This window comes from Mycolicibacterium sp. XJ662 (assembly GCF_053484035.1).
In genome coordinates, this window is the sequence record NZ_JBEFTL010000006.1 from 232,214 (window position 1) to 246,169 (window position 13,956).

Consider the following 13,956-nt stretch of genomic DNA (forward strand, 5'->3'; position numbering starts at 1 on the left):
GCCGATGAGCAACATCCTGACCCGCTTGCGGCAGCGCAGGGCGGGCGTCGCCCCGGAGGCTGCCGAGCAACCGCTGGGCCAGCAGGCGCCGCGCACCCGGTTCGGCAGCTGGTTGGGCCGGCCGATGACGTCGTTTCACCTGATCATCGCCGTCGCCGCGCTGCTCACCATGCTCGGGCTGACGATGGTGCTCTCGGCCTCGGGCGTCTACTCCTACGACCAGGACGGCTCGCCCTGGGTGGTGTTCGGCAAGCAGGTGCTGTGGACGGTCGTCGGGCTGATCGGGTTCTACGTCGCGTTGCGCACCCCGGTGCAGGTGATGCGCAGCCTGGCATTCACCGGTTTCGCCATCACGATCGTGCTGCTGATCCTGGTGCTGGTACCCGGAATCGGCAAGGTGGCCAACGGATCTCGCGGCTGGTTCGTGGTGTCGGGCTTCTCCATGCAGCCCTCGGAGCTGGCGAAGATCGCGTTCGCGATCTGGGGTGCGCATCTGTTGGCCGCGCGCCGCATGGAGCGGGCCTCGTTGCGCGAGATGCTGGTGCCGCTGGTGCCCGCGGCCGTCATCGCGCTGGCGCTCATCGTCGCCCAGCCCGACCTCGGGCAGACGGTCTCGCTGGGCATCATCCTGTTGGCGCTGCTGTGGTACGCCGGCCTGCCGCTGCGGGTGTTTGTGTCCTCGCTGTTCGCCGTGATGGTCTCGGCGGCGGTGCTGGCCATGGTCGAGGGCTACCGCTCCGACCGGGTGATGTCGTGGCTGAACCCCCAGATGGACACCCAGGGCTCCGGATACCAGGCCAAACAGGCGCGGTTCGCGCTGGCCAACGGCGGATTCTTCGGCGACGGGCTGGGCCAGGGCGCGGCCAAGTGGAACTATCTGCCCAACGCGCACAACGACTTCATCTTCGCGATCATCGGCGAGGAACTCGGCTTCGTCGGCGCCGCCGGGCTGCTGTGCCTGTTCGGGCTGTTCGCCTACACCGGCATGCGCATCGCGCGGCGCTCGGCCGACCCGTTCCTGCGGCTGGTCACCGCGACCGCGACGCTGTGGATCATGGGCCAGGTCTTCATCAACGTCGGCTACGTGGTCGGCCTGCTACCGGTCACCGGGCTGCAGCTGCCGCTCATCTCCGCCGGTGGAACATCAACGGCGACAACGCTGTTCATCATCGGCATCATGGCCAATGCGGCGCGTCACGAACCCGAGGCGGTGGCGGCGCTGCGCGCTGGCCGCGACGACCGGGTGAACCGGTTGTTGCGGCTACCCTTGCCCGCGCCGTACGTGCCGACCCGCACCGAAGCGCTGCGCGACCGCCTGCGCACCCGGGAGACGGCCAAGAAACCCGCGCGCAAGCCCGCCAAGAAACCCCCGCGCAAACCCCCCGCGGCTGCCCGGCCGGTACGGAGTGCAAGGCATCATGGAGGCGGCCGATCTGAGAAAGGCCGGCGGTCTCGCACATTGGAAGGTCAACGTTACGGGTGAACACGGTATCGGTGGTGCTTGCGGGCGGTGGTACCGCGGGACACGTCGAACCGGCGATGGCGGTCGCCGACGCGCTGACCGCGCTCGATCCGACAGTGCAGATCACCGCGCTGGGCACCGAGCGCGGGCTGGAAACCCGGTTGGTGCCTGAACGCGGGTACCGCCTGGAGTTGATCACCCCGGTTCCGCTGCCCCGTAAACCCTCCGGTGACCTGCTGCGGCTTCCGGTGCGGCTGCGCCGTGCGGTGCGCCAGACCCGCGCGGTGCTCGACGATGTCCACGCCCACGTCGTCGTCGGGTTCGGCGGATACGTCGCGGTGCCGGCCTACCTGGCGGCGCGCGGGCGCTTCGGCCGGGGCGGCGTCCCGGTGGTGGTGCACGAAGCCAACGCCAGCGCGGGCTGGGCCAACCGGGTCGGTGCGCGCTCGGCGCGCCGGGTGCTCTCCGCGGTGCCCGACCCGGGATTACGCGGCGACGTCGAGGTGGTGGGCGTGCCGGTGCGCGCGGCGATCACCTCGCTGGACCGGGCCGCGCTGCGGGCCGAGGCGCGGGCGCACTTCGGGTTCGCCGAGGACGCGAAGGTGCTGCTGGTCTTCGGCGGATCCCAAGGCGCGCAGTCACTCAACCGGGCGGTGGCCGCAGCCGCCAAAAACCTGGCGGCCGCAGGTATTTCGGTGCTGCACGCGCACGGCCGGAAGAACACGCTTGACCTTCGCGAGCCCGCCGACGGTGAGGTTCCCTACGTCGCCGTGCCCTACCTGAACCGGATGGATTTGGCTTACGCCGCAGCGGATCTGGCGATCTGCCGCTCGGGGGCGATGACGGTCGCGGAGGTGACCGCGGTCGGGTTGCCCGCGGTGTACGTGCCGCTGCCGATCGGCAACGGCGAGCAACGGCTCAACGCGCTGCCCGTCGTCAACGCCGGCGGCGGGCTGATCGTCGACGACGCCGAATTGTCCCCGTCCTTCGTCGCCAACACCGTGGTGGGCCTGCTCACCGACACCGGCAGGATGCAGTCGATGACCGCGGCCGCCGCCCTGGCCGGGCACCGCGACGCCGCGGAACGGGTCGCCGAGATCGCCCTCGACATCGCGCGTGCCGACCGTAAGGGCGCCAGGTGAACCCGAACTCGAGCCTGCCCGACGACCTGCAACGCGTGCACATGGTCGGCATCGGGGGAGCGGGCATGTCGGGCATCGCGCGCATCCTGCTGGACCGCGGCGGCATGGTGTCGGGTTCCGACGCCAAGGAATCGCGTGGCGTCCTCGCGCTGCGCGCGCGCGGCGCATACATCCGCATCGGCCACGACGAATCGTCGCTGGACCTGTTGCCCGGCGGGCCCACCGCAGTGGTCACCACGCACGCCGCGATCCCCAAGACCAACCCCGAACTGGTCGAGGCGCGCAAGCGCGGAATCCCGGTGGTGCTGCGCCCGGCGGTGCTGGCCAAGCTGATGACCGACCACACCACGTTGATGGTGACCGGGACACACGGCAAGACCACCACCACCTCGATGCTCATCGTCGCATTGCAGCACAGCGGTTTTGACCCGTCGTTCGCCGTCGGAGGCGATCTGGGGGAGGCGGGCACCAACGCGCACCACGGCAGCGGGGACTGTTTTGTCGCCGAGGCCGACGAGAGCGACGGCTCGCTGCTCGAGTACACCCCCGACGTCGCCGTGGTGACCAACATCGAGGCCGACCACCTCGACTTCTTCGGCAGCGTCGAGGCCTACGCAGCGGTGTTCGACGATTTCGTCGAACGCCTCAAACCCGGTGGCGCAGTGGTGGTCTGCGCCGACGATCCGGGCGCGGCGGCGCTGGGTGAGCGCACCACGGCGCTGGGTATCCGGGTGCTGCGCTACGGCAGCGATCCCGGCCAACCGCTGGACGCCACCCTGCTCAGCTGGGAGCAGCACGACACCGGCGCGGTGGCGCACATCCAACTGGCCGGCGAACCGCACGCGCGGGTGATGCGGCTATCGGTGCCTGGACGCCACATGGCGCTCAACGCACTCGGTGCGCTGCTGGCCGCGATGCAGGTCGACGCACCGGTGGACGCGGTCCTCGACGGGCTCGCCGGATTCGAAGGCGTCCGTAGGCGATTCGAGTTGGTCGGAACCGCATACGGGGTCCGGGTCTTCGACGACTACGCGCACCACCCGACCGAGGTGCGTGCCACGCTGAGCGCGCTGCGCACCGCGACCGAACAGGCCGGACAGGGCCGCGCGATCGTCGTATTCCAGCCACACTTGTATTCGCGCACAGAGACTTTCGCCCGCGACTTCGGCAGGGCGCTCGACGGGGCCGACCAGGTGGTGGTGCTCGACGTGTATGCCGCGCGCGAACAACCGATCGCCGGGGTGAGCGGTGCCAGCGTCGCCGAACACGTCAGCGTGCCGGTGAGATACATCCCGGACTTCTCCGCCGTCGCCGAACAGGTCGCCGAACTCGCCGAGCCCGCCGACGTCGTCGTCACGATGGGCGCCGGTGACGTGACCATGCTCGGCGCGGAGATCCTTGTCGCGCTGCAGGCCAAGGCCAACCGCAGCGCGCCCGGCAAATCCGGGACGGCGCTGCGATGACCGAACCCACCGAGACCAACACCGATCCGGCCGCCGAACCGGTGATGCCCGCCGCCGCACCGGACTTCGAGGGGCCGCGGCGCCGAGCACGTCGCGAGCGCGAAGAACGGCGCGCCGCCCAGGCCCGCGCCACCGCGATCGAGCAGGCCCGGCGCGAAGCCAAGCGTCGTGTGATGGGCCAAACCGTCGAAGAGACGAAAAAGCTTGGCCGGGGCACGGTTCGGGGCCTGAAGATGTTGATGTGGACGGCGCTGATCAGCGTCGTCGTGGTCGGCCTCGGACTGCTGCTGTACTTCACGCCGGTCATGTCGGCACGCAACGTCGCGGTCGTCGGGCTGGATGCCATCCCCGAGGAACAGGTCATCGACGCGGCCGCCGTGGCACCCGGAACACCGCTGCTGCAGGTCAACACCGACTCGGTCGCCGAACGGGTCGCGATGATCCGCCGGGTGGCCAGCGCGCGCGTGCAGCGGCAGTACCCGTCGACGCTGCGCATCACCGTGGTCGAACGGGTGCCGGTCGTGGTCAAGGATTACCCGGACGGGCCGCACCTCTTCGACCGCGACGGGGTCGACTTCGCCACCGAAGTGCCGCCGCCCGGTGTGCCGTACCTCGACACCGAGACACCCGGACCCAACGACCCGCCCACCCAGGCGGCGCTGCAGGTGATGACCTCGTTGCCTCCGGACGTGGCCGCCCAGATCGCGCGCATCTCCGCCCCGTCGGTCGCCGCGATCACGCTGAAACTCGTCGACGGGCGGGAAGTGGTGTGGGGCACCACCGATCGGACCGAGGAGAAGGCGCTCACGCTGGCGGCCCTGCTCACCCAACCGGGCCACATCTACGACGTGTCCAGCCCGGATTTGCCCACGGTCAAGTAGCGCCACCGCGCCGGATACCGCAGAAGTTTCGAAAAATCTCGACACGCGCGTCGGCGCGCCTGCATGGATACCCCGCGACCTCGTCCTACCGTTCTGGTTGCGCGGAACAACTTGACATAACTATAACCCTCTGGTTGAGGTTGAGAGTTTGCAGGCGTGTTCAAGACGTTCGGCGTCCGTACCGGCAACCAGGGAGGAAGGCGATCCATGACCCCCCCGCACAATTACCTCGCCGTGATCAAGGTCGTCGGCATCGGCGGTGGCGGCGTCAATGCCGTCAACCGAATGATCGAACAGGGCCTCAAGGGCGTCGAGTTCATCGCGATCAACACCGATGCTCAGGCGCTGTTGATGAGCGATGCTGACGTCAAACTCGACGTCGGCCGCGAGTCCACCCGTGGGCTCGGCGCCGGCGCCGATCCCGAGGTGGGGCGCAAGGCCGCCGAGGACGCCAAGGACGACATTGAGGAGCTGCTGCGCGGCGCCGACATGGTGTTCGTCACCGCAGGCGAAGGCGGCGGCACCGGCACCGGCGGCGCCCCCGTCGTCGCGTCGATCGCCCGCAAGCTCGGTGCGCTGACCGTCGGCGTGGTGACGCGGCCGTTCTCGTTTGAGGGCAAGCGCCGAAGCAACCAGGCCGAGCTCGGCATCCAGGCGCTGCGCGAGAGCTGCGACACCCTGATCGTCATCCCCAACGACCGGCTGCTGCAGATGGGCGACGCCGCTGTGTCGCTGATGGACGCGTTCCGCAGCGCCGACGAGGTGCTGCTCAACGGCGTTCAGGGCATCACCGACCTGATCACCACCCCGGGCCTGATCAACGTCGACTTCGCCGACGTCAAGGGCGTGATGAGCGGGGCGGGCACCGCGTTGATGGGCATCGGCTCGGCACGCGGCGACGGGCGGGCGCTCAAGGCCGCCGAGATCGCGATCAACTCGCCGCTGCTGGAAGCCTCGATGGAAGGTGCCCAGGGCGTGCTGCTGTCGGTGGCCGGCGGCAGCGACCTCGGCTTGTTCGAGATCAACGAGGCCGCCTCGCTGGTACAAGACGCCGCACATCAGGATGCCAACATCATCTTCGGCACGGTGATCGACGACTCGCTGGGCGACGAGGTGCGCGTCACGGTCATCGCGGCGGGCTTCGACTCCAGCGGACCGGGCCGCACCCCGGTGGTGAGTTCCTCGTCCACGTCGACCCCGCCGATCGAGTCGGGGAAGGCAGGCAAGGTGAGCACCTCGCTGTTCGAGCCGTCCGACCCCGCCAGCGTGCCTACGCACACCAACGGCGCCACGGTCAGTATCGGCGGCGACGACGGCGGCATCTCCGATGACGACGTCGATGTCCCGCCCTTCATGCGCCGCTGAGCCTGAGCTTGACGCAATACTGGCGACCGTGACGGTTCGCATTCGGCGCGTGACCACCACCCGCGCCGGCGGTGTCTCCGCGCCGCCCTACGACACCTTCAACCTCGGCGACCATGTCGGCGACGACCCGGCCGCGGTGGCAGCCAACCGCAAGCGGCTGCGCGAGGCGATCGGCCTCGGCGACGACGCGGTGGTGTGGATGAACCAGGTGCACGGCGACCACGTCGCGGTGGTCGACGGCCCACCCCGGACTGCCCTCGACAACACCGATGCCCTGGTGACCGCGACACCGCGGCTGGCGTTGGCGGTGGTGACCGCCGACTGCGTCCCGGTGCTGATGGCCGACGCGCGCGCCGGCGTGGTGGCCGCCGTACACGCCGGACGCGTCGGCGCGCAGAAGGGAGTGGTGGCGCTCGCGGTCGAGGCGATGCTCGGCCTGGGCGCGCATGCCGAGGACATCTCCGCGCTGCTGGGGCCCGCGGTCAGCGGACGCAACTACGAAGTGCCCGCCGCCATGGCCGACGAGGTCGAGGCCGCGCTGCCAGGCAGCCGCACAGTGACGGCCAGAAACACGCCGGGCCTTGACCTGCGCGCCGGGATCGCACGCCAACTCACGGGTTTGGGGATCGCCGCCGTCGACATCGATCCGCGGTGCACCGTCGAGGACACCACCCTGTTCAGCCACCGGCGCGACGCCCCCACGGGGCGGATGGCATCGCTGGTGTGGATGGAATGACGGCTGCGGTGGCGACGGCGCGCGAACTCGAACTGGCCGAGGCGCTCAGCGCGCTGCGGGCCCGCATCGCCGATGCCGCCGAGGCGGCCGGCCGCGATGAGAACGAAATCGAATTGCTTCCGGTCACAAAATTCTTTCCGGCATCCGACGTCCTGGTTCTGACCCAATTGGGGTGCCGCTCCGTTGGCGAGTCCCGCGAACAGGAGGCCTCCCACAAGATCGCGGAACTGCGCGAAATGGGGGGCGCGGCAACGGTTCGCTGGCACATGGTCGGGCGCATTCAACGCAACAAAGCGCGCGCGATCGCCGGGTGGGCCTACGCGGCGCACTCCGTCGACAGCCGCAAGGTGCTCGACGCACTCGACCGCGCTGCCACCGAGGCGCTGGCCGACGGGCGACGCACCGAACCCTTGCGCGTCTGCATCCAGCTCAGCCTTGACGGTGACGAACGCCGGGGCGGCATCTACGTGGAACGCCCCGATCTCGTCGACGAGATGTGTGCGGCCGCCGAGGCGGCCGAGGCGCTGGAGTTCGCCGGGCTGATGGCGATTCCGCCGCTCGATGCGGATGCCGATACCGCATTCGCCCGGTTACAAACCGAGCACCGGCGGGTACAAAACCACTATCACCAGCGGCTCGAGCTGTCGGCAGGGATGTCCAGCGACCTCGAGGCGGCGATCAAACACGGCTCCACATGTGTGCGTGTCGGTACCGCGCTATTGGGGCCACGTCCTCTACCGTTCCCTTGAAGTAGTCACTCCAGTCACATCTTCATCACAGACACCAGAGCCTGCGTTACCAGAAGGGTCGAGCGATGAGCACACTGCACAAGGTCAAGGCTTACTTCGGCATGGCGCCGATGGATGACTACGACGACGAGTATTACGACGAAGAGGACCGCGCCCCCATGCGCGGCTACTCGCGTCGCCCCCGAGACGACCGGTTCGACGACGACGGCTACGGCCGCGGCTACGACGACCGCGACTACGACGACCCTCCTGGCGGCTACCGCGGCGGCTATGCCGACGAGGGCCGCTTCGAACCCCGCCTGCGCGCCCCGCGTGAATTCGACCGGCCGGCACCGCGGTTCGGTGGTTCACTGCGCGGCGCGACCCGCGGCGCGCTGGCGATGGACCCGCGCCGGATGGCGGAGCTGTTCGAGGCGGGCAGCCCCCTGTCGAAGATCACCACGCTTCGGCCCAAGGACTACAGCGAGGCGCGCACCATCGGTGAGCGGTTCCGCGACGGCACCCCGGTGATCATGGACCTCGTCACGATGGACAACGCCGACGCCAAGCGGCTCGTCGACTTCGCCGCGGGCCTGGCCTTCGCGCTGCGCGGCTCCTTCGACAAGGTGGCCACCAAGGTGTTCCTGCTCTCGCCCGCTGACATCGACGTCACCGCCGAAGAGCGGCGCCGCATCGCCGAGGCGGGCTTCTACGCCTATCAGTAGGCCCGCTGCGCTGTACAGGTAGGCTGGCCTGGCGCTTGAGGCTGTGGCAGCCGAGAGCCTCCGTCTTGCCAAACGTCACACCATCCGTAGCGAGGTCGCTCCGTTGTCGCAGTTCTTCCAGATCCTGGGCTTCGTCCTGTTCGTGTTCTGGCTGCTGCTCATAGCCCGCGTCGTGGTCGAGTTCATCCGCACGTTCTCCCGCGACTGGCATCCGAAAGGGGCGACGGTGGTGATCCTCGAGATCATCATGACCCTGACCGATCCGCCGGTGCGGCTGCTGCGCCGCCTGATTCCGCAGCTCACGATAGGTGCCGTGCGGTTCGACCTGTCGATCATGGTGCTGTTGCTGCTGGCGTTCATCGGCATGCAGCTCGCATTCGGCGCGGCCGCCTGACGACGCCGGATAGTTTGAAATTCGCTCTTAATTATTAACCTCGCCTGCAACCGACGGGTCTGGTGTGACAGGATGGACGCCAGTTACGCCCAGTGGTAAACCAAGGCTCTACACTTTGAGATCGGTTGACGGTCCAGACTCCAAGGGGGCATACGATGCCGCTCACACCAGCCGACGTCCACAACGTCGCGTTCAGTAAGCCACCCATCGGCAAGCGCGGCTACAACGAGGACGAGGTCGACGCGTTCCTCGACCTGGTCGAGGCCGAGCTGGCCCGCCTGATCGAAGAGAACACCGACCTGCGTCAGCGCGTCGCCGAACTGGACCAGGAGCTTGCGGCCGCCCGAGCCGACGGCGGCGGCCAGGTAGCCGCGGCACCGAGCGTCCCGCAATACGAACAGCCCGCCGAGCCGGCGCCGCAGCCCGCCTACGAGGCACCCGCCGCCGCGGCGTCCAGCGAGGATCAGCATCTGCGCGCGGCCAAGGTGCTCAGCCTGGCGCAGGACACCGCCGACCGGTTGACCGGCAGCGCCAAGGCCGAGTCCGAGAAGATGCTCGCCGACGCACGTGCGCAGGCCGACGCGATGGTCAGCGAAGCCCGCCAGACCGCGGAGACCACCGTCGCCGACGCACGCCAGCGCGCCGATGCGATGCTCGCCGACGCGCAGTCCCGCTCGGAGGCACAGCTGCGTCAGGCCCAGGAGAAGGCCGACGCGTTGCAGGCCGACGCCGAACGCAAACACTCCGAGATCATGGGCACCATCAACCAGCAGCGCACCGTGTTGGAAGGGCGTCTCGAACAACTGCGGACCTTCGAGCGTGAGTACCGCACCCGGTTGAAGACCTACCTGGAATCCCAGCTCGAAGAACTCGGCCAGCGCGGCTCGGCCGCACCGGTCGACTCGGGAGCCAACAGCGAAAGCGCCGGCTTCAACCAATTCAATCGGGGCAATAACTAGCGCTCCGAGGCTTCCGTCCACCTAGGGTTGATCAATGCTGATCGTTGCGCTCGTGCTCGCCGTCATCGGCCTGGCCGCGCTGGTAACCGCCGTCGTCACAAGCAATGAACTGATCGCCTGGGTGTGTATCGCCGCCAGCGCCATCGGTGTCCTGCTGTTGATCGTCGATGCAGTGCGCGAACGAAGCAGAGGCAGCGCGGAGCCAGCCGAAGAGGCCGAGACCCCCGCCGAAACCGAGCAGTTCGACGCCGAGTACCCCGACACCGACGCGGAACCGCCGCGGGATCAACCCGAGGATGACGCCGAGACCACCGTCGTCGAACAGGCCGAAGAGAACAACCGCTAAACCGTTGGGGTAGCGAGCAATTCGCGAACCTCGTCGTCGGTGACCTGCCGGAAGTCCTGGAATACCTGCCCAACCGCTTCGAACCCGGGCGGCATCGTCACGCACACCACCTCGTCGGCTTCGGCCGCCAGCTCGCGGCAGGCCGACGGCGCGCCCACCGGCACCGCGACCACCAGCCGCGCCGGCCCGCCGGCCCGCACCGCACGCACGGCCGCGAGCATGCTGGCACCGGTGGCGATGCCGTCGTCGACCAGGATCACGATGCGCCCGGAAAGGTCGACCGGCGCACGGTCGCCGCGGTAGGCGCGTTCGCGTCTATGCAGTTCCTCGGTTTCGCGTCCGATGACATCCTGCAGTTGTTCGTCGCTGATGTGGAGGCTGCGCACCACGCTGTCGTTGAGCACAATGCCGCCGCCGCTAGCCAGTGCGCCCATCGCCAGCTCCGGCCAGTGCGGCACTCCGAGCTTGCGGACCAGGAACACGTCCAGCGGTGCGTGCAACGCCGCGGCCACGTGCCATCCGACCGGAACCCCGCCGCGCGCCAAACCGAGGACCAGCACGTTGTCCTTGCCGCGGTAGGACGACAACTCGTCGCCAAGGACCTCGCCGGCTTCCTGCCGGTTTGCAAAGACCCGCTCCGAATTCCGTCGGGCGAGCCCACCCCATCCGCTCATCGCAGCCACTTCGCTATCGGGAACGCTCTCAGCCTACGACGATTGGGTATCCAATGGCTCAACATGGGAATCGAGTACCAGAGCATCGTCGATCATCGGATCGACGAGGTGTTCGCCTGGCACACCCGACCGGGCGCGATGCGCCGTCTGGTGCCGCCGTGGCAGCCGATGACGGTGGTCGCGGAGACGCAGTCGCTGGCCGACGGGCAGGCGGTGCTCGGCCTGCCGGGCGGGCTGCGCTGGGTGGCCCAGCACGACCCGGCCCGGTACGCGCCGCCGTACCGCTTCGTCGACGTGCTGTCGTCGGAAGGTCCAGCGTCGTGGCCGGTCAGGCTGGTCGGGCGCTGGACACACATCCACGAGTTCAGCGAGGTATCCGGCGGCACCCGGGTCGATGACCGGGTCGAGGCGCCGGTTCCGGCCGCGGCGCTGCGGCCGATGTTCGTCTACCGGCACCGCCAGCTCGCCGACGACCTGGCCGCGCACCGCGACGCGGCGGCTGCCGGGTTGCGGCCGCTGGTCGTGGCGGTGACCGGCGCGTCAGGGCTGGTCGGAACGGCACTGACGGCGTTTCTGAGCACCGGCGGACACCGGGTGATCCGGCTGGTGCGGCGGCCAGCGCACTCCGAGGACGAGCGGCAGTGGGATCCCGAACGGCCGCACCCGCAGCTGTTGGCGGGCGTCGACGCCGTCATCCACCTGGCCGGCGCGTCGATCGCCGGACGCTTCAGCGACGCGCACAAGGCCGCGATCCGCGACAGCCGCGTCGAACCGACTCGGCGGCTGGCCGAGGTGGCAGCCGCGGGCGGCGCGCGGGTGTTCGTCACCGCGTCCGGGGTCGGCGTCTACGGGGCCGACCGCGGCGACGCCGTGCTCGACGAGGACAGCGACCGCGGCGAGGGGTTTCTGGCCGACGTGGCCGCGGACTGGGAAGCCGCGACGAAACCTGCCGACGCGGCCGGTGTGCGGGTGGTCACGGTGCGCACCGGGGTGGTGCAGTCCGCGCGCGGTGGCACGTTGCGGCTGTTGCGGCCGCTGTTCGCGGCCGGGCTGGGTGGGCGGCTCGGCAGCGGGCAACAGTGGCTGGCGTGGATCGGGTTGGACGATCTGCTCGACGTGTATCTGCGCGCGCTGTACGACGACCGCCTGAGCGGACCCGTCAATGCCGTCGCGCCGACCCCGGTGCGCAACGCCGACTACACCGCGGCGCTCGCCCGGGTGATGCGACGCCCGGCGGTGTTACCGGTGCCGTCGCTGGGGCCGCGAATCCTGTTGGGGCAGCAGGGTGTCGACGAAGTCGCTGAAGCCAGCCAGCGGGTGGTGCCGGCCAAACTCGAGGCGCTGGGGCACCGCTTCCGCCGTCCGTGCATCGACGCCGCGCTCGCGCACGAACTCGGGCGTGACCGACCTGATTGACGCCGCGGTCAACCGGGCATTCTCTGGCGTGTCAGACCTCTCGGAATGGTTCCTGACCGACGCGGAACGCGGCAACCCGGATACGCGCCTGCCGGCGTGGTGTGAGGGCAATCGCGTCGAAGCGCTGGTCCACGGTGCGACGTACTTCGACCATCTGGTCACCGAGGTGGAGGCCCTGCGCGCAGGCGATCATCTGTTCTTCACCGACTGGCGCGGCGACCCAGACCAGAAGATGCGCGACGGCGGACCGACCGTGAGCGAATTGTTCTGTGGCGCAGCGCAACGCGGCGTCATTGTCAAGGGTCTGATGTGGCGGTCGCACCTGGACAAGTTCCAGTACAGCGAGGAGGAGAACCAGCACCTCGGCGAGGCGATCGAACGGGCCGGCGGCGAGGTGCTGCTCGACCAGCGCGTGCGCATCGGCGGATCGCACCACCAGAAGATGGTGGTCGTGCGGCACCCGGGCGCGCCCGAGCGCGACGTGGCGTTCGCGGGCGGTATCGACCTGTGCCACTCCCGCCGCGACGACGCCGCCCATCACGGCGACCCGCAGGCGATCCGGATGGCCCAGCGGTACGGCGAGCACCCGCCGTGGCACGACGTGCAACTGCGGGTGCAAGGGCCGGCCGTCGGCGCGCTGGACACGACGTTTCGTGAGCGCTGGAACGATCCCGCGTCGCTGGACATGCTCAACCCGCTGGCCTGGCTGCGCGACCGGCTGCGTGGCGCCGATATGCACGCCGACCGGCTGCCCGCCCAGCCGCCCGATCCGCCGCCGTGCGGACCGCATGCGGTGCAGGTGTTGCGCACCTATCCGGACGCGCACTTCGCCTACCAGTTCGCGCCGCGCGGCGAGCGCAGCATCGCCCGCGCCTACAACAAGGTGATCCCGCGGGCACGCAGGCTGATCTATGTGGAAGACCAGTACCTGTGGTCAAAGCCCGTCGCCAAGCTGTTCGCCCGTGCGCTGCGCGACAATCCGCAGCTGCACCTGGTCGCGGTGATCCCGCGGTACCCCGACGTCGACGGAGCGCTGGCGCTTCCGCCGAACCTGGTGGGGCGGTGGCAGGCGTTGAAGACCTGCCAGGATGCCAGCCCGGATCGGGTGCACGTGTTCGACGTCGAGAACCGCGAAGGCATCCCGGTCTATGTACACGCGAAAGTGATTGTGGTCGATGATGTCTGGTCGTGTATCGGCAGCGACAACCTCAACCGCCGGTCGTGGACGCACGACAGCGAGCTGACCTGCGCGGTGCTCGACGCCGACGGGGTGTTCGCCCGGGACCTGAGGGTGCGGCTGCTGCGCGAACACCTCGACCGCGACGACGACGGTGCCCTGGTCGACCCGGCGGCCGCGGTCAGTGAAATCATCCAGGCGGCAGAGGCTTTGGAGCATTGGTACACGTCCGGGCGCCGCGGGCCGCGCCCACCCGGCCGGTTGCGCTCGCACAATCCCGAACGGCTCGGCTGGCCGACGCGGCTGTGGGCATCGCCGATGTACCGGTTGGCCTACGACCCCGACGGGCGCGACTGGCGTGACCGGATCCGGCGCCGGCTGTGAGGTCTTGCCGCGCGAGTCCGGAATTTGTCGGGGGTGGGTTTTATTGTCGGGTCATGTTGGATGTGACCGGGTTAGCGGCGGTGGATGCGCATGCTGATGAGGCT

Annotated in this window: 14 protein-coding genes; 13 read left to right on the forward strand and 1 reads right to left on the reverse strand. The window is 69.2% G+C overall.

The window, feature by feature from the left end; genetic code table 11:
- Window positions 1-4: 4 nt before the first annotated feature.
- The 11 genes from ftsW to ABQE93_RS18215 all read left to right on the forward strand — a co-directional run bounded on the left by ftsW (window position 5) and on the right by ABQE93_RS18215 (window position 10,201).
- Window positions 5-1,483 (forward strand): putative lipid II flippase FtsW, encoded by a 1,479-nt coding sequence (gene ftsW / locus ABQE93_RS18165; RefSeq protein WP_448409175.1) that lies wholly within the window; start codon window positions 5-7, stop codon window positions 1,481-1,483.
- Window positions 1,480-2,604 carry an undecaprenyldiphospho-muramoylpentapeptide beta-N-acetylglucosaminyltransferase gene (murG, locus tag ABQE93_RS18170; protein ID WP_448409173.1) on the forward strand — a complete coding sequence of 375 codons (1,125 nt, stop codon included), beginning with the start codon at window positions 1,480-1,482 and terminating at the stop codon, window positions 2,602-2,604. Before ftsW ends, murG begins: the two co-directional genes overlap by 4 nt.
- Before the next feature lie 41 nt (window positions 2,605-2,645).
- Window positions 2,646-4,067 (forward strand): UDP-N-acetylmuramate--L-alanine ligase, encoded by a 1,422-nt coding sequence (gene murC / locus ABQE93_RS18175; protein WP_448409439.1) that lies wholly within the window; start codon window positions 2,646-2,648, stop codon window positions 4,065-4,067.
- Window positions 4,064-4,948, forward strand: a complete 885-nt coding sequence (locus ABQE93_RS18180) for a cell division protein FtsQ/DivIB (protein WP_448409171.1) — start codon at window positions 4,064-4,066, stop codon at window positions 4,946-4,948. Before murC ends, ABQE93_RS18180 begins: the two co-directional genes overlap by 4 nt.
- Before the next feature lie 207 nt (window positions 4,949-5,155).
- Window positions 5,156-6,313: a cell division protein FtsZ gene (gene ftsZ, locus ABQE93_RS18185; protein WP_448409169.1), complete on the forward strand. Its 1,158-nt coding sequence runs from the start codon at window positions 5,156-5,158 to the stop codon at window positions 6,311-6,313.
- A 28-nt stretch (window positions 6,314-6,341) separates the two neighbouring features.
- A complete protein-coding gene (gene pgeF / locus ABQE93_RS18190) occupies window positions 6,342-7,049 on the forward strand; it encodes a peptidoglycan editing factor PgeF (protein ID WP_448409168.1) in 708 nt (235 codons plus the stop codon).
- An 8-nt stretch (window positions 7,050-7,057) separates the two neighbouring features.
- On the forward strand, window positions 7,058-7,798 hold the full coding sequence (locus ABQE93_RS18195; protein WP_448409166.1) for a YggS family pyridoxal phosphate-dependent enzyme: 741 nt from the start codon (window positions 7,058-7,060) through the stop codon (window positions 7,796-7,798).
- 65 nt (window positions 7,799-7,863) lie between these two features.
- Window positions 7,864-8,502 (forward strand): cell division protein SepF, encoded by a 639-nt coding sequence (locus ABQE93_RS18200; RefSeq protein WP_448409164.1) that lies wholly within the window; start codon window positions 7,864-7,866, stop codon window positions 8,500-8,502.
- A gap of 103 nt (window positions 8,503-8,605) precedes the next feature.
- Window positions 8,606-8,896: a YggT family protein gene (locus tag ABQE93_RS18205; RefSeq protein ID WP_448394211.1), complete on the forward strand. Its 291-nt coding sequence runs from the start codon at window positions 8,606-8,608 to the stop codon at window positions 8,894-8,896.
- Between the two features lie 155 nt (window positions 8,897-9,051).
- Entirely contained in the window at window positions 9,052-9,855 is an 804-nt protein-coding gene (wag31, locus tag ABQE93_RS18210) for a DivIVA-like cell division protein Wag31 (protein WP_448409162.1), read from the forward strand.
- 34 nt (window positions 9,856-9,889) lie between these two features.
- Entirely contained in the window at window positions 9,890-10,201 is a 312-nt protein-coding gene (locus ABQE93_RS18215) for a DUF308 domain-containing protein (protein ID WP_448409161.1), read from the forward strand.
- On the opposite strand, the gene ABQE93_RS18220 is transcribed toward ABQE93_RS18215, so the two are convergent.
- Entirely contained in the window at window positions 10,198-10,875 is a 678-nt protein-coding gene (locus ABQE93_RS18220) for a phosphoribosyltransferase (RefSeq protein ID WP_448409160.1), read from the reverse strand. The two genes, ABQE93_RS18215 and ABQE93_RS18220, sit on opposite strands and share 4 nt — an antisense overlap.
- Before the next feature lie 63 nt (window positions 10,876-10,938).
- Here ABQE93_RS18220 and ABQE93_RS18225 point away from each other — a divergent pair, with 63 nt between their 5' ends.
- A complete protein-coding gene (locus tag ABQE93_RS18225; protein ID WP_448409158.1) occupies window positions 10,939-12,291 on the forward strand; it encodes a TIGR01777 family oxidoreductase in 1,353 nt (450 codons plus the stop codon).
- A gap of 28 nt (window positions 12,292-12,319) precedes the next feature.
- A complete protein-coding gene (locus ABQE93_RS18230; RefSeq protein WP_448409438.1) occupies window positions 12,320-13,852 on the forward strand; it encodes a phospholipase D family protein in 1,533 nt (510 codons plus the stop codon).
- The last annotated feature ends 104 nt before the right edge of the window (window positions 13,853-13,956 follow it).